The sequence below is a fragment of the Streptosporangium brasiliense genome (assembly GCF_030811595.1).
GTDB classification, from domain to species: Bacteria; Actinomycetota; Actinomycetes; order Streptosporangiales; family Streptosporangiaceae; genus Streptosporangium; species Streptosporangium brasiliense.
Genome location: NZ_JAUSRB010000002.1, coordinates 7,988,983 through 8,006,843 on the forward strand (window position 1 = coordinate 7,988,983; position 17,861 = coordinate 8,006,843).

The 17,861-nt window shown below is 71.9% G+C and carries 17 protein-coding genes; 6 read left to right on the forward strand and 11 right to left on the reverse strand.

The annotated features are described in order from the left end of the window. Window positions 1-103 precede the first annotated feature (103 nt). The 6 genes from J2S55_RS45725 to J2S55_RS45750 form a co-directional block, all read right to left on the reverse strand. Entirely contained in the window at window positions 104-574 is a 471-nt protein-coding gene (locus tag J2S55_RS45725) for a bifunctional nuclease family protein (RefSeq protein WP_086012361.1), read from the reverse strand. 79 nt (window positions 575-653) lie between these two features. Further along, window positions 654-1,304, reverse strand: coding sequence for a transcriptional regulator FtsR (gene ftsR, locus J2S55_RS45730; RefSeq protein WP_306874591.1), 651 nt, complete (start codon window positions 1,302-1,304; stop codon window positions 654-656). A gap of 26 nt (window positions 1,305-1,330) precedes the next feature. Beyond that, window positions 1,331-1,843 carry a double zinc ribbon and FHA domain-containing protein gene (locus J2S55_RS45735; protein ID WP_271217508.1) on the reverse strand — a complete coding sequence of 171 codons (513 nt, stop codon included), beginning with the start codon at window positions 1,841-1,843 and terminating at the stop codon, window positions 1,331-1,333. Between the two features lie 324 nt (window positions 1,844-2,167). Continuing rightward, a complete protein-coding gene (locus tag J2S55_RS45740) occupies window positions 2,168-4,669 on the reverse strand; it encodes a mannose-1-phosphate guanyltransferase (RefSeq protein ID WP_306874596.1) in 2,502 nt (833 codons plus the stop codon). Window positions 4,670-4,672: 3 nt separating this feature from the next. Continuing rightward, window positions 4,673-5,269, reverse strand: a complete 597-nt coding sequence (clsA, locus tag J2S55_RS45745; protein WP_306874598.1) for a cardiolipin synthase ClsA — start codon at window positions 5,267-5,269, stop codon at window positions 4,673-4,675. Between the two features lie 252 nt (window positions 5,270-5,521). After that, window positions 5,522-5,941, reverse strand: a complete 420-nt coding sequence (locus J2S55_RS45750) for a hypothetical protein (RefSeq protein WP_306874601.1) — start codon at window positions 5,939-5,941, stop codon at window positions 5,522-5,524. 328 nt (window positions 5,942-6,269) lie between these two features. Between J2S55_RS45750 and J2S55_RS45755 the strand changes: the two genes are divergently transcribed. The 3 genes from J2S55_RS45755 (at window position 6,270) to J2S55_RS45765 (ending at window position 8,667) form a co-directional block, all read left to right on the forward strand. Beyond that, on the forward strand, window positions 6,270-6,878 hold the full coding sequence (locus J2S55_RS45755; RefSeq protein WP_306874603.1) for a class I SAM-dependent methyltransferase: 609 nt from the start codon (window positions 6,270-6,272) through the stop codon (window positions 6,876-6,878). Between the two features lie 116 nt (window positions 6,879-6,994). Then, a complete protein-coding gene (locus J2S55_RS45760; protein WP_306874606.1) occupies window positions 6,995-8,176 on the forward strand; it encodes an acyl-CoA dehydrogenase family protein in 1,182 nt (393 codons plus the stop codon). Between the two features lie 68 nt (window positions 8,177-8,244). Next, on the forward strand, window positions 8,245-8,667 hold the full coding sequence (locus tag J2S55_RS45765; protein ID WP_306874609.1) for an SRPBCC family protein: 423 nt from the start codon (window positions 8,245-8,247) through the stop codon (window positions 8,665-8,667). Here J2S55_RS45765 and J2S55_RS45770 read toward each other — a convergent pair. The 5 genes from J2S55_RS45770 to J2S55_RS45790 all read right to left on the reverse strand — a co-directional run bounded on the left by J2S55_RS45770 (window position 8,609) and on the right by J2S55_RS45790 (window position 13,538). After that, the gene (locus tag J2S55_RS45770) at window positions 8,609-9,964 is read right to left on the reverse strand and encodes an APC family permease (RefSeq protein WP_306874611.1); all 1,356 of its coding nucleotides are present in this window, start codon (window positions 9,962-9,964) and stop codon (window positions 8,609-8,611) included. The genes J2S55_RS45765 and J2S55_RS45770 overlap by 59 nt on opposite strands. Window positions 9,965-10,298: 334 nt before the next feature. Beyond that, complete coding sequence (locus tag J2S55_RS45775) at window positions 10,299-11,081, reverse strand: enoyl-CoA hydratase/isomerase family protein (RefSeq protein ID WP_306874613.1); 783 nt, start codon at window positions 11,079-11,081, stop codon at window positions 10,299-10,301. After that, a complete protein-coding gene (locus J2S55_RS45780; RefSeq protein WP_306874618.1) occupies window positions 11,078-11,992 on the reverse strand; it encodes an alpha/beta hydrolase in 915 nt (304 codons plus the stop codon). The genes J2S55_RS45775 and J2S55_RS45780 overlap by 4 nt, the downstream gene beginning before the upstream one ends. Before the next feature lie 69 nt (window positions 11,993-12,061). Beyond that, window positions 12,062-12,748: a gamma-glutamyl-gamma-aminobutyrate hydrolase family protein gene (locus tag J2S55_RS45785; RefSeq protein WP_306874620.1), complete on the reverse strand. Its 687-nt coding sequence runs from the start codon at window positions 12,746-12,748 to the stop codon at window positions 12,062-12,064. Window positions 12,749-12,971: 223 nt separating this feature from the next. Next, window positions 12,972-13,538 carry a TetR/AcrR family transcriptional regulator gene (locus J2S55_RS45790; RefSeq protein WP_306874622.1) on the reverse strand — a complete coding sequence of 189 codons (567 nt, stop codon included), beginning with the start codon at window positions 13,536-13,538 and terminating at the stop codon, window positions 12,972-12,974. A 100-nt stretch (window positions 13,539-13,638) separates the two neighbouring features. Between J2S55_RS45790 and J2S55_RS45795 the strand changes: the two genes are divergently transcribed. The 3 genes from J2S55_RS45795 (at window position 13,639) to J2S55_RS45805 (ending at window position 17,787) form a co-directional block, all read left to right on the forward strand. Beyond that, on the forward strand, window positions 13,639-14,079 hold the full coding sequence (locus tag J2S55_RS45795; protein WP_306874624.1) for a DoxX family protein: 441 nt from the start codon (window positions 13,639-13,641) through the stop codon (window positions 14,077-14,079). 61 nt (window positions 14,080-14,140) lie between these two features. Further along, entirely contained in the window at window positions 14,141-15,535 is a 1,395-nt protein-coding gene (locus J2S55_RS45800; protein ID WP_306874627.1) for a VOC family protein, read from the forward strand. A gap of 14 nt (window positions 15,536-15,549) precedes the next feature. Beyond that, on the forward strand, window positions 15,550-17,787 hold the full coding sequence (locus J2S55_RS45805) for an Orn/Lys/Arg family decarboxylase (protein ID WP_306874631.1): 2,238 nt from the start codon (window positions 15,550-15,552) through the stop codon (window positions 17,785-17,787). The last annotated feature ends 74 nt before the right edge of the window (window positions 17,788-17,861 follow it).

Genomic DNA, 17,861 nt, shown 5'->3' on the forward strand with positions numbered 1-17,861 from the left:
GGTTTACGCACAGCCGTGGGTTTCACTTGCACCGTAGGACTGGGGCCAAGCTCAGTCAACGACCCCACCCGGCGCGTCGTGAAGCGTAAATGCACCGAAATTCCTACCCTGCGCGACCGAAGTCCTCGGGCGTGATTGTGTCAAGGAACTCCCTGAACTTCTCCACCTCGTCCTCCTGGTCGTCGGGGATGATCACCCCGGCCTCCCGGACCACGTCCTCGCTGGCGAAGATGCGCGCACCGGTGCGCAGTGCCAGGGCGATCGAGTCCGAGGGGCGGGCACTCACCTCGACCCCGTTGGAGAACACGAGATCGGCAAAGAAGATCCCGTCGCGGAGGGCGACGATGTTCACCGTGCTCAGCCGGACGCCGAGCGCGTCGAGAACGTCACGGAACAGGTCATGGGTCAGGGGCCGCGGAGGCGGCTCCTCGGCCTGAGCCATGGCGATCGCGGTCGCCTCTGTCATGCCGATCCAGATTGGCAGATAACGCTCCCCATGTGCCTCCTTCAGCAGAACAATTGGCTGGTTGGAGGGCATCTCAACCCGAACGCCCACGACCTCCATCTGCAACACGGGCTGCTCCGTCTTCGCTGGATTCCGACCGGTTTGTTCAACGTAACACTCGTGGGGGTACGAGTGCCTGGTCAGGTTGTCACCGGCCCAGCACCCCACGCACGCCGGAACGTACCAGCGAGGCGTGCAATTCCAGCAGGAGGCCGGAAATCTCCCGGGCGGTCTCGTCGGCCTGGTCGATGGCGCCCGGCCCGCGGCGGCGCAGCAGCGGGGCGATGGCCTGTTCCACCAGCCCGGCCTCGCGCTCGGCCGCGGCCTTGACCGCCCGCAGATGGCGGGCGTGCAGTCCGAAGGCGGCCAGCGCGCCGACGCTGCGGGCCACGGCCAGGGCCTCGGCGTCGTAGTAGCGGGCGACCGCGGCCAGCAGGCCGTAGTCCTCCAGCTCGGTGAGGGCCTCCTCGCTGAGCTCGGCGGCGGCGAGCAGTTCCTCACGGGTGAGGCGGACCTGGGAGGGCGCGTCGTCGGGGACGGCGCGCGGGCGGGCCACCGGCCGTTCCTCACGGTCGGCGGCCTCGAGATGATCTTTGATCACGCGCAGCGGCAGGTAGCGGTCACGCTGCTCGCTGAGGATGTAGCGGAGCCGCTCGACGTCGGCGTAGGAGAATTTGCGGTAACCGGAGGGACTGCGCTCCGGCTCGATCAACCCCTCGCCCTCCAGGAAACGGATCTTGGAGATGCTGACATCGGGGAACTCGCCCTGCAGGAGGGCGAGCACCTCCCCGATGCTCATGTGCGCACGAGCGGCCTGCGAGCTCATCATCCTCCAGCGGCGCCACGGGTGAGGAAGACCAGGCGGAACTTGCCGATCTGGACCTCGTCCCCGCCGTACAGCGGGACCTCCTCGATCCGCTCGCGGTTGACGTAGGTGCCGTTCAGGCTGCCGACGTCGCGGACGGTGAAGACCCCGCCGCCACGCCGGTAGAACTCCACGTGGCGTCGCGAGACGGTGATGTCGTCGAGGAAGATGTCGCTCTCGGGGTGGCGGCCCACCGTGGTGAGATCGCTGTCCAGCAGGAAGCGGCTGCCGGCGTTGGGGCCACGCATGGCCACCAGCAGAGCGGTGCCCGGGGGCAGCTGCTCGACGGCTTGCCGCTCGGCGAGAAGCGTCTCTCCGGTCTCCGCCTCGTAGGCCTCGATCCCGGAGAGGGAGATGGTGGAAGTGCTGTCTCCGGGTGGTTCGGACCTGGTCAGCGGCGACCCGCATCGTGAACAGAAACGGGCATCCTCAGGGTTGGCATGACCGCACTGCGTGCAGTAGACGCTCGGCATCGATCGGCTCGGCCTCCTACCGCGAAGACGCGGCAACGGTGCTCAGGGATGCGCGCCTCGCTTCTTCGCTTCTCAGGTGTATTTTCTCAGACTGCGAATGCCGCAACATACACCGTTGAGAAGCAGAGATCAAGGCAGACGCTCGACCGCGGGTTCGGTCGATGACAAAGTTACAGCCGCGCGGCATCCCCGGTCCATGCCGCCGCGCTGGGTTTGCCGGTCCGCTCGCACCGGCGCCCGCCGCCCGGGGCCGCCCGCTCATGCCGCCACCCGCCACCCGGGGCCGCCCGCTCACGCCGTCACCCGCCGCCCGGGGCCGCCCGCTCACGTGGCCGCCGCCTCCTCCACGACCCGCGCCCAGTGTTCGAGCAGGCTCTGGGCGGAGTCGACGTCGCCGCCCTCGGCCCACAGGTGGGTGACGGCCTCGGCCGGGTCGGGCAGCACCAGTGCCCAGCTGCCGTCCTCGGCGACCACCCGCACCCCGTCGGTGGTGTCGATGCGGTAGTGCTCGGCGGCCTCGATCACCGAGCGCATCACCACCCCCTTGGCCGCCCACGGGGTCGGGACGGTGCGGCGCAGCAGCCTGGCCTCGGGGATCCGGGCGTCGATCTGGCTGAGCGACAGCCGCGTCCTGGCGACCAGGCCGAGCAGGCGCAGGAACACCGCCAGGCCGTCCACCGTGGGGCCGAACTCGGGCACGACGAAGCCGCCCCGCCCGTCCGCGGCGAAGATCATGTCCCGTCCCCGCGCGGCGGCGGTGAGCGCGTCGACGGCCGTGGAGGTCCACTCGACCTGCACCCCGTGGAAGCGGCAGACCTGCTCGGCCACCCGGGTGGTGGTGACCGGCAGCGCCACCCTGCCGCCGCGCCGCTCGGCCGCCACCAGGTCCAGCACCACCAGCAGGGCGCGCTCCTCGCTGATCAGCTGGCCCATCTCGTCCACCAGCGCGACCCGCTCCCCCACGGGGTCGAACCGCACCCCGAAGGCCGCCCTGGAGGAGCTGACGAGCTCCGACAGGCGCTGCAGGTCGCGGCGGCGCTCGGCGAGGGTCTCGGTGGGCGAGGCGTCGTCCAGCCTGTTGTTGACGGTGAGCACGTCCACCCCGACCCGGCCGAGGAGGCTGGGCAGCACCAGCGAGGAGGTGCCGCCCGCGCAGTCCACCACGACCTTCATGTCGGCGTCGCGGACCCCGGTCATCTCGACGCAGCGCAGCAGCTCGTGTGTGTAGTCCTCGACCGCCCGGGCGGGGAAGCTGAGCTCGGCGATCTCCCCCGGGAAGGCGCGGCGGAACTCCTGCCGGGAGAAGACCCGGTCCAGCTTGCGCTGGGCCGCCTGGGACAGGTCCGCGCCGCGCTCGTCCATGAAGACGATGTCGACGCTCTGCGGGTCTCCGGGGGTGGTGCGCAGCGCGATGCCGCCGACGGCGTTCTCCCTGGCGGTGTGGAAGCGGGAGACCGGCAGCGGGGCCGCCTCCAGGTCGAGCACGTTGATCGCGCTGGCGTTCAGGGCGCTGATCACGGCCCGCTTCAGCGCCCGCGCGGCGCGCGAGGAGTCGCGGGAGGTGATGACCGAGGTGCCCTTCTTGAGGGTGGTGGCGTAGGCGCTGGCCAGCCGTACGCACAGCTCGGGGGTGATCTCCACGTTGACCAGCCCGGACACCCCGCGCGGGCCGAACAGGTTGCGCTGGCCGCGCGGCTCCCAGATGACGCTGGTGTTGACCACCGCCCCCGCCTCGATGGTCTTGAACGGGTAGACCTTGACCCCGGAGGAGACGTAAGCCTCGGCCTCGATGATGCACTCGTCGCCGACGACGGCGCTCTCCTCGATCCTGGTCCCGGTCATCAGGTCGGTGTTCTTGCCGATGACGCAGCCGCGCAGGTGGGCGCGCGGTCCGACGTAGACGTTGTCGTGGACGACGGCGCGGTGCAGGAAGGCGCCCTCGCGGACCACGACGTTGCTGCCCAGGACGGTGTATTCGCGCAGCTCGGCCCCGGCCTCGACCTTGGCGTAGTCGCCGACGTAGAGCGGGCCCTTGAGCGTGGCGTCGGTGTCCACCGAGGCGCCCTCGGCCACCCAGACGCCGGGCGAGACCTCGAAGGCGTCGATGTCCACCTTGACGCGGCCCGACAGCACGTCGGCCTGGGCCCTGAGGTAGCTCTCGTGGGTGCCGACGTCCTCCCAGTAGCCCTCGGCGACGTAGCCGTACAGGGGGGCGCCGCGGGCCAGCAGGCGGGGGAAGACGTCCGCCGACCAGTCGACCGCCTCGCCGGCGGCGATCTCGTCGAGGACCTCCGGCTCCATCACGTAGATGCCGGTGTTGACGGTGTCGGAGAAGACCTGGCCCCAGGTGGGCTTCTCCAGGAAGCGCTCCACCCGGCCCTGGTCGTCGACGATGACGATGCCGAACTCCAGCGGGTTGGGCACCCGCTTGAGCCCGATGGTGACCAGCGCGCCGTTCTCCCGGTGGAAGCGGATCATGTCGGTCAGGTCGATGTCGGTGAGCGCGTCGCCGGAGATGACGAGGAAGCGGTCGTCGCGGAGCTTGTCGGCGGCGTTCTTGACGCTGCCGGCGGTGCCGAGCGGGACGTCCTCGGTGGCGTAGTGCAGGCTCATGCCGAGCTCGTCGCCGTCGCCGAAGTAGTTGCGGACCAGGGCCGCCAGGAACTGCACGGTCACCACGGTCTCGGTGAGCCCGTGCCGCTTCAGCAGACGCAGCACATGCTCCATGATCGGCCGATTGATCACAGGTAACAGGGGTTTGGGCTGGTTCGCGGTCATCGGCCGGAGCCGTGTCCCTTCCCCGCCCGCCATCACAACGGCCTTCACACATCACCTCTTAAGGCGTCTGGCTCCTCTGACGAGCTGCCGCACCTGTACCCAATACAGCACCCCGGACCACCAGTACAGACCTGTGCCCCAGATCGCGAGCGACCAGCCGACGATTCCGGCCACATCCGCGTACCAGACGTCGTGGTGGGCGAGGAAGAGCAGCGGGAAGGCGTAGAGCAGGTTTGCCGTGGCGGCCTTGCCGAGGAAGTGCACCGGCAGCGCGGGGCCGTATCCGAGACGGCGCAGGACGGGCGGGATGCCCAGCAGCATCACGTCGCGCAGCGGGATCGCCAGCGCCAGCCACCAGGGGATGATGTCCCGCATGGCCAGGCCGAACAGGGTGGCCAGGATGTAGAGCCGGTCGGCCAGCGGGTCGAGCAGCCGGCCGAGCCTGCTGGTCTGGTTCCAGGCCCGGGCGATCTTGCCGTCGAGCCAGTCGGAGAAGCCGGCCAGCATCAGCAGCGCGACCGCCCAGCCGTCGGCCCTGGGCCCCAGCACCAGCCAGAGGAAGACCGGCACGCCGAGCAGTCTGGCCAGGCTCAACGCGTTGGGAACCGTCCAGATTCGGTCCTCGGCCCCCGATGCTTCCGGATTCACCCGCATGTCTCCCGTCCCCGCACTTGATGCCGACCCTACCGGTGCGGGGCGCGCACGGGCCGTACCGCCCGTTCCGGACCCATCGCCCCGGCCGGCGGGCCCGCGCCGGGACGCGGGGTCTCACGGACGGCCCACGGGGCCGCTGCGGCCCTCAGGCCCCCGCGAGGGACTTTCCACCCGGCCGAAGGCCGGAAACGGCGCCGCGGGCGCCCCCGGGCCCAGGTGGGTCCGGTGACGCCCGCGGCGGGGCTCTCAGGAGCGGCGTACGGCTGCGCGGGGCGACCAGGCCCAGATCAGCACGGCCACGGTCAGGCCGAACAGGGCCAGGCCGCTGGGCACGTGGGTGCCGAGCATCTCCCAGCTGAAGTGCTGACCCATGCCGACCAGGAACAGGCCGAGGCTGGCCAGCGCGGGCCACCCCGCGCCCCGGCCCGGCCGCCACAGCAGCACGGCGGCGACGATCTGCAGCAGCGCGATCAGATGCACCACCATTCCGGCCATGACGTGGGTCTCACCCAGCTCTCCCCCGCTCTGCACGGCCTGGCCGGCGAACGAGGCGGCGACGACCAGGCCGGCCGCCTGGGCGGTGACCAGGATGCGCAGGCTGTAGAGCAGGCCGGCGGAGACGGGGCGGCCCTGGGCTGTGGACGGCGGGGCGACGACCTCCTGCATGGGATGTTGTCCTTCCTCGGGTGACTGGTTGGAAGCACATCGTGGCCGCGGCGGACGTACCGGGTCGTCAGCCTGGGGGGTGACTCCTCGATCCGCCGCGTGGCGGATTCGCGACCGGGCGGGAGTCCACGCCGACCGGGCCGGTCCGGCGGGCGGCCACCGCGATCCGGGTGCGGTCGCGCGGGCCCGGCCTGTCCGTGGCGGCCGGAAGCCGGCGGGCCCGCCGGGGCTCCTCCTCCTGTAGGAGGGGGATCTCCTCCTGCGAGTGGCCGAAAGATCGGCCGAAGGACTGAGCCACACGACTCGGAGAGCATTTACTCTTCACAGCATGACCAATGACACCACGCTGTTCCTGGGGCAGTGGATCCGTTCCCCGGGAACCGTCGGGGCGGTGGCTCCGAGCTCGCGTCGGCTCGCCGAGACGGTGACCACGCCGGTCCCCCATCGGGGTGATCCCGTGGTCGTCGAGCTCGGTCCCGGCACCGGGGCGTTCACGGCGGAGATCCAGCGGCGGCTGGGCGGCCGGGGTCATCACATGGCGGTCGAGATCAACCCCAGGCTGGCCGAGTTCCTCTCCGCCCGGCACCCGAAGGTCGACGTCGTGGTCGAGGACGCGGCACGGCTGCCGCAGTTGCTGCAGGAGCGCGGCTTCCACCGGGCCGACGCGGTCGTGAGCGGGCTCCCCTGGGCGGCCTTCTCGGAGGAGACGCAGACCCGCCTGATGGACGCCGTCGTCGCGATCATGGATTCCAACACGGCCTTCACCACCTTCGCCTACAGCTTCGCCAAGCGCCTGCCCCCCGCGCAGCGCTTCCGGCAGCGCCTGCTCGACACCTTCGAGGAGGTCGTGGTGGGCCGGACGGTGTGGGGCAACCTCCCCCCGGCCTTCGTCTACCACGCGCGCAGGCCGCGGGAGCAGGTCGCCGGCCAGGGCTGAGCGGCGGCGGGCCGCCTGCCGTGGCCGGGCCGCGGCAGGCCGTCCCGCGGCGGGGCTGGAACCCGAACAGAACTCCGTTCTACCATTGCGCACGCAACTGAACGGAGTTGATCACGGTGGACTTCACGCTTCCCGACAGCGCCCTCGCCGTCCAGCGCGGCATAGCCGACATCTGCGCACGCTACGACCTGGACTACTGGCAGCGCTGCGAGACCGAGAAGCGCTGGCCCGAGGAGGTCTGGGCGGAGCTGGCCAAGGGCGGCTGGCTCGGCCTGGCCGTCCCCGAGGAGTACGGCGGAGGCGGCCAGGGCCTGCTGGAGCTGGCCGTGGCCACCGAGACCCTGTCGGCCTCCGGCTCGGCCGGGGGGTCGGCGTTCACCTACGTCCTGACGCCGGGCTTCGGCGCCATGACCCTGGCCCGGCACGGCAGCCGGTGGCAGCGCGAGGAGCTGCTGCCCAAGCTGGCCACCGGCGAGCTGGAGACCTGCTTCGCCCTGACCGAGCCCGACGCCGGGTCCAACGCCCTGGGCATCTCCACCTTCGCCCGGCGCGACGGCGGCGAGTACGTCGTCAACGGCCAGAAGATCTGGATCACCGGCGTGCAGCGCGCCACCTGGATGCTGCTGGTCACCCGGACCGTCCCGGCCGCCGAGGCCAGACCCCGCACCAACGGCCTGACGGTCTTCCTGGTGAACGTGCCCGAGGCGGTCGCCGCCGGGCAGCTCTCCTTCCGGCCGATCCCGAAGATGGGCGCCAACACCACCCCGTCCAACATGGTCTTCGTCGACGACCTGCGGGTGCCGGCGGCGAACGTGGTGGGCGAGGTGGACCAGGGCGCGCTGGTGCTGTGGGACATCCTCAACCCCGAGCGCGTCCTGCTGGCGGCCTCCGCCCTGGGCGGCGCCGAGGTCGCGCTGAAGGTGGCCGTGCAGTACGCCAAGGAGCGTGAGGTCTTCGGCCGCCCGATCGGGGCCAACCAGGCCATCGCCTTCCCCCTCGCCCAGGTCAAGGCCAAGATCGAACTGGCCAGGCTGATGCTCTACAAGGCCGCCTGGCTGTTCGACAACCACCGGCCGTGCGGCACCGAGGCCAACATCGCCAAGCTGACCGCCTCCCAGGCGGCCTGGGAGGCGGCCGACCACGCCTTCCAGACCCACGGCGGCATGGCCTACTCGCTGGAGTATCCGGTCGCCCGCCTGCTGGCCGACGCCCGCATCGGCAAGGTCGCCCCGGTCACCGAGGAGCTCCTGCTCAACTACCTCGCCACCCAGGTCCTGGGGCTGCCCAGAAGCTTCTGAGCCGGTTGCGGGGCGGGCCGTACGGGCAGGACCGTAGGCAGGTCGGGACGCACACGAGGGAGTGGCCGATGTCCGCCTATGCCAGCACCGTGGTCAACGCCTCAGCCGACGAGGTGTGGGCCTATCTGAGAGACTTCGGCAACCTGGCCGAGTGGCTGCCCGGGGTCGCGCTCTGCGAGATCGAGGAAGGTGACGGCTCCCGGCCCGGGGCGGTGCGCAGGGTCGAGGGCGCGGGCGGCCTCTTCCGGGAGCGGCTGCTCACCCTCGACGACGGCGCCCGCTCGGCGACCTACGAGATCGTCGAGAGCCCGCTGCCGCTGCGGGACTACCGGGGCTCCTACCGCGTCTCGCCGGTCACCGACAGCGGCCGGGCCTTCGTCGAGTGGTCGGCCGCCTTCGAGGCCGACGACGAGGCGAAGATGACCAGGATCCTCACCCGCGCCATCTTCGAGCCGGGCCTGGCCGGCCTGCGCGAGCGCCTGCGGCCCTGAGACCGCCCGCCGCGCCCCGCACCGCGCCCGGCCGCCGCACGGCGGCCAGGAGACCGGCCGCCGCCGGTACGGCGGGCACGAGGAGGTAGGGCCCGCAGGAGGCCAGCAGGACAAGGGTGAGGGCCGTGGCCGCGGTGGCGACCTGGCGCCCCGGCCGGGGCAGCAGCCGGGTCGCGGCGGCGACACCGACCGCGGTGACGGCCGCCAGGCAGGCCGATGTGGCGCGCATGAGCGTGTCGAGGTCGAGCTCGCCGACCGTCGCCGCGGCGGTGAGGGCGGCGGTCAGCACGGCCAGGAGGGTGAGGCTGCGGGCGGGCACCTCTCCCGGCGCCGCCCCCTTCGCCAGGGGGCGGGGCAGGGCGCCGTCGCGGGCCAGCGCGGCGCCCAGCCTCGCTCCCCCGGCGATGTAGGCGTTGACCGCGCCGAAGCTCAGCAGCACGGCCGCCACCGCGGTGAGCGGCCCGGCCAGGGCACCCACGCCCTCCTCCAGCAGCAGGGCGAGCGGGACCGGCGAGGAGGCGGCCCGGCCGCCGAGCACGCCGACCGTGACGACGGCCAGCCCCAGGTAGAGCACGCCCACGATCGCCAGCGTCAGCGCCGTGGCCCGCGGCAGGTGGCGGCGCGGGTCGGCGAACTCGGCCGACAGGTGGCTGGCGGCCTCCCACCCGACGAAGGCGAAGAAGAGCACCCCCGCCGCGTGGGCGACCCCGCTCCAGCCGTGGGGGGCGAAGGGGGTGAAGTTGCCCGGCCGCACGGCGGGGGCGGCGACCACGACCGCGGCCACCAGGAGCGCGGTCAGCAGGGCGAGCAGGACCAGTTGCAGGCGCCCGGAGAAGCGCAGGCCGGCGTAGTTGGCGGTGAAAGCCGCGGCCAGCAGGGCGCAGGTCACCGCCACCGTCCCGGCCGGGCCGAGACCCAGGCCCGAGGCGACGTAGCGGGCGCCGACCATGGCCCCGGCCAGCACGCCGATCGGGACGGCGAAGTAGAACCACCAGCCGGTCACCGCCGCCACCCGGCCCCCGAAGGCCCGGGCGGCGAACGTGGCCACCCCTCCGCCGTCGGGGAAGCGGCCGCCCAGCGCGGCGAAGGTCAGCGCGACCGGCACGCTGAGCGCCAGCAGCGCGGCCCAGGCCACGACGGAGGCCGGGCCCGCGACCGCCGCGGCCAGGTGCGGCAGCGCCAGCACACCGGGCCCGAGCACGGCGCCCAGGAAGAGGGCCGTGCCCTGGCCGAGTCCGAGCCGATGACCGGGCGCCGCCTCCGCGGGCCCCGCCGTCACCATCTGTGTCTTCGCCATCAGCGCTTCCTTCCGATCGGCCGGTGACATGCCGATGAAGGTAGCCAGATGACTGTCCGAAATTATCCCATGATGTGCACATGGTCGGAAATATGGCGTTATTCCGGGCAGGAGCGAACATCGTACGGATACCGCCCGCCCCTTCCGGACGGATGTCCGGCCGGATCGCGGATCTCCGGCCGGCCGGACCGGGGCGTGTGCCTTACCACTGGGCATACGGCCGGCCGACCCCGGTCAAGCGCCTGCCACCGGCCATACGGCCGGCCCCGGTCGAGCACCTGCCTCGGACCCGCGGTCAGCCGAACCTGGGCGGGCGCTTGCCTCGGACCCGCGGTCAGCCGAACCTGGGCGGGCGCTTGTCCCGGACGGCCCGCACTCCCTCGGTCACGTCCGGGCCGGTGAAGCCGAGGAACTCCATGGCCAGGGAGGCGTCGAAGGAGGGACCGGCGAGGCGGAGCCAGTTGTTGAGGGAGTATTTGGTCAGGCGGATCGCCTCGGCCGAGCCGCCGGCCAGCCGGGCGGCGATCTCCACCGCCCTCGCGTGCACCTGGCCGTCGTCGACGCAGAGGCTGACCAGGCCCATCGCCTCGGCCTGCTCACCGCTGACCGGCTCGCACAGCAGCAGGTGATACTTGGCCTTGGCCAGTCCGCACAGCAGCGGCCAGACGATGGCGGCGTGGTCGCCGGCCGCGACGCCCAGCCGGGTGTGGCCGTCGATGATGCGGGCCGTACGGCCGGCGACGGAGATGTCGGCCAGCAGCGCGACCGCCAGTCCCGCGCCCACCGCGGGGCCCTGGATGGCCGACACGACGGGCTTGGAACAGTTGAGCACGTTGTAGACGATGTCGCGGGCCTCGGTGAAGATGCGCATGCGCGTGCCGTGGTCGCGCGTCATCTCCTCGATCATCGACAGGTCACCGCCCGCGGAGAACACCTCGCCCTCACCGCGGACGACGACCGCGCGCACGTCGTCGTCGCGGTCCACGTCCCGCCATACCTCGGCCAGCTCGCGGTGGCCGGTCATGTCCACGGCGTTGAGCCTGCGGGGCTCGCTGATCACGATCCGGAGCACCCCGTCGGCGGCCCAGTCGATCTTCAGCTTCTCGTAGTCCCTCACCCGAACGCCTCCCCGAGCCGCGCGGCGACGTAGTCGCGCGCCTCGGCCGCCTGGTCGAAGAACCCGGGCAGGCCGAAGAAGCCGTGGATCGCCCCCTCGTAGCGCCTGACCTCGACCGGGACCCCCGCCGCCGCGAGCTGGGCGGCGTAGGTCTCGCCCTCGTCGCGCAGCGGGTCGAACTCGGCGGTGATCACCGTCGCCGGGGCCAGCCCCGCCTTGTCGGCGAGCCGGACCGGGGCCAGCGCGGGGTCGGCCGGGTCCCCGCCGTACTGCTCGACGAACCAGGCCATCTCGTGGGCGGCGAGCCCGAAACCGGTGGCGTAGTCACGGTAGCTCGGGGTGTCCATGGCGACGTCGGTCACCGGGTAGACCAGCACCTGGTGCGCCAGCCGCAGGCCCGCGTCACGGGCCCTCCAGGCCGCCACGGCGGCCACGTTGCCCCCGGCGCTGTCGCCGCAGACGGCGATCCGCTCCGGGTCGGCGAGATACGCCTCGGGGCGGGCGAAGACGTCCTCGACCACCGTCCACGCGTCGTCGGCCGCGGCCGGGAAGGGGTGGTCGGGGGCGAGCCGGTAGTCCACCGAGACCACGACCGCCCCGGTGCGCGCGGCCAGGTCCCGGCCGAGCGCGTCGTTGCGGGCCACGCTGCCGAACACCCAGCCACCGCCGTGGAAGTAGACGATCGCGGGCAGCGGGTGCTCGCCCTCCTCCGGCCGGTAGATCCGGACCGGCACTCCGCGCACGACCTCGTCCCTGACGGACGGCAGCGGCACGGCCGGCCCCCGCTGCTCGGCGAAGCCGTCCATGGTCCGCATCCGGGCGATCAGTTCGGGAGTGAGCAAGGAGACGGGGGTGTCGAGATCCGTCGGGAACAGCTTCACGTAGGCCTCGGCCTGGGGGTGCAACGGCATGACCGCACATTACCCGGCGGCACCCGGACCGGCCGGCAACGCCTCGGCCGGATCGGCGGCCCGACCGGGTCAGCCGGCCGCAGCCTCGACCAGCGCCTCGACGAGCCGGTTGTCCTCCCCGCGCTCGGGGTGCCACTGGACGCCGACGGCGAAGCGGTGTCCCTGGAGCTCGACCCCCTCGACGATCTGGTCGTCGGCCCAGGCCACGGCGAGCAGGCCGGCGCCCAGCCGCTTGACCGCCTGGTGGTGGGGCGCGGTCACCTCGGCGCGGTCGCCCACCGCCTTGCCCAGCTTGCTGGACACGCTGATCTGGATGACGTGCGCGCGTCCGGCGGCGTGGCGGTCGTGGTCGACCGCCTCGGGGAGCCAGGGGATGAGGCTGCCGCCCTGGGCGACGTTCAGGACGTGCATGCCCCGGGCGATCGCGAGCAGCGGCAGGTCGGCCTGGACGGCGGCACGGGCCAGCGCCAGCTCGAAGCGGTCGCGGTGGGGCTGGGGCTCCTCGACCCGTTCCTCGCGGGCCGCGCCGTACAGGGCCTGGTCGAGCTCGCCGCCGCCGGCGAAGATCACTCCGGACAGATCGCGCACGTAGTCGTCGACGCCGCCCACGTTCAGCGGCGGCAGCAGCACCGGCAGGCCGCCCGCCTTCTCGACGGCGCGGGCGTAGGAGAGCGGCGACAGGACGGCCTCACGGACCCAGGTGCCCCAGCGGGCGGCCTCGAGGTAGGCGGTGATACCGATCAGGGGTCGGGACATGCGTTCTCCAGGGGGCCATGCGGAAGGCGGTGTCCCCCGTTTCGGGCGGCACCCATCCCATCTCCGGCAGGATCCCTATCATGACGCACGCGATTTCGGTTGTGTCATGCATCTGAGGTATCAGTGAGGCTTTTTCATCCCGATGGCCTGGTACGGCGGGCCCGCGGGAGACATGCCCCCGCGGGAGACGGGACGGGCATCCAGGATCTCGCCGTACCGCGGTTCAGGGCCGGCCGAAGATGAGCTGGATCACCGAGCGGGCAGTGGTCTCCGGATCGTCGTGGGCGCTTTCGGGAAGGTTGCCGCTGAGCCACAGGCCGGCGAAACCATGGGCGAGCGACCAGGCGGCGATCGTGGTCAACCGGGCCTGCGCCGGGCTCGGTGACAGTGTGCCCGCGCTGGCGACGAGCACGTCGGCCGCGCGCTCGCGCGCCGCCTGCATGCCGGGGTCGTCCGCGCGGTACAGCTCGGGGCGGAACATCACTTCGAAGTAGGGCCGATGGTCGACGGCGAAGCGGACGTACGCCACGCCGACCTCGAAGGCGTCCCCGGCCGCCTGCTCCAGGTTGTCGGCGAACAGCTCGAACCCCTCGGCGGCCACGGCCGTCAGCAGCCCTGTCTTGTCCCCGAAGTGATGGGCCGGGGCCGCATGCGAGACGCCGGCCCGGCGAGCCAGTTCGCGCAGACTCCACCCGGCCGGGCCGGACTCGCCGATCGCCTTCAGGGCGGTGTCGATGATGGCGCGCCGCAGGTTGCCGTGGTGGTAGGTCGGCTGGTCGATCTGTCTCACCTCCGCGCTCAATGATCCCACGTGACGGACTCAGCCTATCTTGACGTTGACAAGATGGGGGACATCGCCCAATCTTGTCGGCGACAAGATTGGAGGACGGATGGTTCCGTTCATCGCCCTGACCGGTGGCTTCGTGGTCCTGCGGCTGCTCGGCGTAGCGGGGGTCGACATGCTGGACGGGTGGCAGCCCGCGCTGCGCGGCGCTCTCGCCCTGATGTTCGTCTTCACCGGCGTGCCGCACTTCCTGCCCTCGTGGCGCCGCGACTTCGTCGCGATGATCCCGCCGGCGTTCCCGCGCCCAGCCCTGCTGGTCACCGTCACCGGAGTACTGGAGTTGGCCGGCGCCGCCGGACTGCTGCTCCCACCGGTGGCGCCGTTCGCCGCGATCGGGCTCGCGCTGCTCATGGCCGCCATGTTCCCGGCCAACGTCTCAGCGGCCCGCCGCGGCCTCACCCTGGCGGGCAGACCGGTGACCCCGCTGCCCGCACGCACCGCCCTACAGGTGCTCTTCGTCGCCGCCGCCATCGCAGCGGCCGTGTGACCCGCCGCTCGATCGCCTCTCAGCCCACCGCGCCCAGGGAACCGACCGAAGGAGAACGGCCGTGAATTCTTCCGAGAAGATCGCCGACATCGACCGCATCGACCACACCGTGCTCATCACCACCGACCTCGACGCGGCCTCCGCCCGCTACGAGGCTCTCGGCTTCACGCTCAGCCCGGCCTCGCCGCACCTGCTGGCCGGACGGCCCGGCGGCCCGCTCACCCGCACCTGCACCGCCAACCGGTGCGCCTACTTCGGCAGGTCGTTCATCGAACTGCTCGGCGTCGTCGACCCCACCGCCCCCGACCCCTGGGGCGTTCACCAGCTGCGGGAGACCTACCGCGGTCTACTGATGACGCTTGGCTCCCGCGACGTGCGGGCCACCGCCCACCGGCTGCACGCCGAAGGCCTGGCCTCCACAGGAGTCCGCGCGCTGGAGCGGGACGTGTCGACCCCGGAAGGCGCCCGCACCGTCCGGGCCGACAGCGTCCGCATCGACGCGGTCCACACGCCCGAGGGCGCGCTCCAGGCCACTCAGCACTTCACCCCTCAATACGTGCACCAACCCCGTTACCTCGACCACCCCAACGGCGCGCGCGGCCTGCACAGCGTGCTGCTGGTCGTCCCGGACGAGGACGTGGACACCTACGAGGAACGCTACGTGCGGATACTGGACGCCGACGTGTGGATCGAAGGCCCCAAGAGGGTGCTGTCTCTCAGGCACGGGCAGGTGGAGATCGCCCCGCAGTCCGCACTCGACAGCCTGCTGCCCGGACACACCCTGCCCGCTCCGCCTCTGCTGGCCGCCCACACCGTCGCCGTGACCGACGCGGCCGCGGCCCGCGCGCTCGTCGAGAGCAACGGAATCGCCACTCACACCACGCCTGACGGCTTCTACGTCGCCGGCGAGGACGCCTGCGGCGTGCCTCTCGCCTTACGCAGAGCTGACAGGTCCCTCCCGGCGGAAAACGCCCTCGGGCTCTCGCGTCGGCTCCGTGACCATGGTCGAGGATCAGCCATGCGGAGGCCCGGGGACCCGGATCCCGGACAGGCGGCAGGCCCGGACCGCGCATATGGGCCTCGCCGAGTCTCTGCGCCGCGCGCATCACGCTCGGGCCGCGTCCCTTCGGAGCTTCGCCACGTCTCGGAACGCGTCGCCCCGTGGCCGATGCGGCCGAGCCGGCCTGCCGGCCCACCCCTTCGCGGCCGCCGGATGCGACGGCTGGACCAGGGCGGCGGCGTGACCGTCCGGGGAGTGCGGGGCCCTCCCGGCGCGGATCAGCTCGATCACCTTGCGGGCCTCCTCTCGCATCCGCCCGATTTTCGACCGCCACCATGGCGCCCCCTTTACCTCATGGGCCACCAGGCCACCACGGCCATTACGGAGTGTTGCAATTCAATTGCTCACCGCTACTATTGCGTGGGGCCGGTAGGACCTTCCCGCCCCTTCCCCTGATCTCGGAGTGCCGCATGGAGCGAACGGTTCTGGCCGCCGTCACCGAACGTCCTGACGCCGATTCGGCACTCGCCGAACAGCTCCGCCGCGTGTGCGCGGCGATGGACGAGTTCGGGCTCCAGGTGCGCTGGACCCACCGGGCCGAGGACGCCCTGGCGGTGGTCGGGTCGGACGCGTCGCTGACGGCGGTGCTGGTGGCGTGGGAGGCGCCAGGAGCCGAGGAGCTGCTGGAGGCGGTGGCCAGGCGGTTCCGCGGCCTGCCCGTCTTCTTGATGACGCGGGAGCAGGAGCTTCCGCTGTGGGTGTACGAGGTCATCCAGGGCTACGTCTTCCCGCTGGAGGACACCCCGCAGTTCATCGCCGGGCGCATCGCCTACGCGGCCGACCAGTACGCCGAAAAGCTCCTTCCTCCCTTCTTCGGCGCGCTGCGGCGCCTTCAGGATCACCATCGCTACTCCTGGCACACCCCGGCGCACGCCGGCGGGGTGGCGTTCCTCAAGTCGCCGGTGGGGCGGGCGTTCTTCGACTTCTACGGCGAACGGCTGCTGCGCACAGACCTGTCCATCTCGGTCACCGAGCTGGGGTCGCCGCTCGACCACACCGGCCCGATCGGCGAGGCCGAGCGCAACGCCGCCCGCGTCTTCGGCGCCGACCGCACGTTCTTCGTGGTCAACGGCAACTCCACCGCCAACCGCATCGTCGGTCACCACGCGATCGCCCGCGACGACACCGTCCTGGTGGACCGCAACTGCCACAAGTCGGTCCAGCACGCGCTGGCCATCAGCGGCGCCCGCCCGGTCTACCTTGTGCCCGAGCGCAACGGGCTCGGGCTGGCGGGCCCGATCCCGCCCGCCGCGCTGGAGGCCGGCGCGGTCCGTGAGCGGCTGGCCGCTCACCCCCTCGCCGCCGGAGAACCGACGTACGCGGTGATCACGAACTCCACGTACGACGGCATCTGCTACGACGCGGTGCGGGTCGGCGAACTGCTGGGCGCCAGCGTGCCGCGGCTGCACTTCGACGAGGCGTGGTTCGCCTACGGCCGGTTCAACCCGCTCTACGCCGGCCGGTACGGCATGGCGGTCGATGAGCGCACGCTGCCGGGCCCGGACCGCCCCACCGTGTTCGCCACCCAGTCGACGCACAAGCTGCTGGCCGCGCTGTCGCAGGCGGCGATGCTGCACGTCCGCCCCGCGGAGCGGGCGCCGGTCGATTACGACGCGTTCAACGAGACCTACCTCATGCACGCCTCCACGTCGCCGCTCTACCCGATGATCGCCTCGTTGGACGTCGCGGCGGCGATGATGGACGGCCCGTCGGGGCCGTTCCTCACCGGGGAGGCGATCGTTGAGGCGGTCCGGTTCCGGAAGGCGATGGTGCGGCTGGCCGCCCGCATCCGCGAGGACGGCCTGCGGCCCGACTGGTTCTTCGGCGTCTGGCAGCCCTCCACGGTCACCGACCCGCGCACCGGCCAGCCCGTCTCGTTCGCCGACGCCGACCTGGCGCTGCTGTGCACCGAGCCCCGGTGCTGGACCCTGGAGGCGGGGGCCGCGTGGCACGGGTTCGACGGGATGTCCGAGGGCTACTGCCTGCTCGACCCGGTCAAGGTGACGATCACCTGCCCGGGTGCCGACGCCGCCACGGGCACGCTCGACTGGGGCATCCCGGCCCGCATCGTGGCCGCCTACCTGCAGCGGCGTGGCATCGTGGTGGAGAAGACCGGCGATCACACGCTGCTGGTGCTGTTCTCCATGGGGATCACCAAGGGCAAGTGGGGCACGCTGATCGACGCCCTCACCGACTTCAAGAACGCCTACGACGGAGATCTGTCCTTGGCGGAGGCGCTGCCCGGCTTCGGACCGCCCGCGATCTCGCTGCAGAAGTTCTGCACCCTGGTCCACGAGAAACTGCGTGACTCCGGGGTCGGGAAGCTTCTCGACCAGGTCTTCACCACCCTGCCCGAGCCGGTGTCGACTCCCGCCGACTGCTACCAGGCCATGATCCGGGCCCGCACCGAGCGCGTCCCGCTGGCCGACCTGCCGGGCCGGGTCGCCGCGGCCACGGTGGTGGTCACCCCACCCGGGATCCCCATGCTGATGCCCGGCGAGGCGACCGGCCCGGCCGACGGCCCGCTGATGGCATACCTGCAGGCCCTGGAGGACTTCGACCGGGCCTTCCCCGATCTGGCCACCGACATCCACGGCGCCCATCGTGACGGCGACGGCCGCTACCGGGTGGAGGTCGTCAAGGACTGAGCTCGGCGCCCATGTGCGGCCCTCGTGCGCCGCGCCGACCGATGTCCTGGACCACCGTGCTGCGGCTGACCCGC

Bases quoted from the DNA above. Each gene is read 5' to 3' on its own strand.
- ftsR (WP_306874591.1), bottom strand. From the start codon at position 1,304: ATGAGCATCGGGGAGGTGCTCGCCCTCCTGCAGGGCGAGTTCCCCGAT.
- J2S55_RS45755 (WP_306874603.1), top strand. From the start codon at position 6,270: ATGACCAATGACACCACGCTGTTCCTGGGGCAGTGGATCCGTTCCCCG.
- J2S55_RS45735 (WP_271217508.1), bottom strand. From the start codon at position 1,843: ATGCCGAGCGTCTACTGCACGCAGTGCGGTCATGCCAACCCTGAGGAT.
- J2S55_RS45785 (WP_306874620.1), bottom strand. From the start codon at position 12,748: ATGTCCCGACCCCTGATCGGTATCACCGCCTACCTCGAGGCCGCCCGC.
- J2S55_RS45795 (WP_306874624.1), top strand. From the start codon at position 13,639: ATGGTTCCGTTCATCGCCCTGACCGGTGGCTTCGTGGTCCTGCGGCTG.
- J2S55_RS45765 (WP_306874609.1), top strand. From the start codon at position 8,245: ATGTCCGCCTATGCCAGCACCGTGGTCAACGCCTCAGCCGACGAGGTG.
- J2S55_RS45770 (WP_306874611.1), bottom strand. From the start codon at position 9,964: ATGGCGAAGACACAGATGGTGACGGCGGGGCCCGCGGAGGCGGCGCCC.
- J2S55_RS45750 (WP_306874601.1), bottom strand. From the start codon at position 5,941: ATGCAGGAGGTCGTCGCCCCGCCGTCCACAGCCCAGGGCCGCCCCGTC.
- J2S55_RS45805 (WP_306874631.1), top strand. From the start codon at position 15,550: ATGGAGCGAACGGTTCTGGCCGCCGTCACCGAACGTCCTGACGCCGAT.
- J2S55_RS45780 (WP_306874618.1), bottom strand. From the start codon at position 11,992: ATGCCGTTGCACCCCCAGGCCGAGGCCTACGTGAAGCTGTTCCCGACG.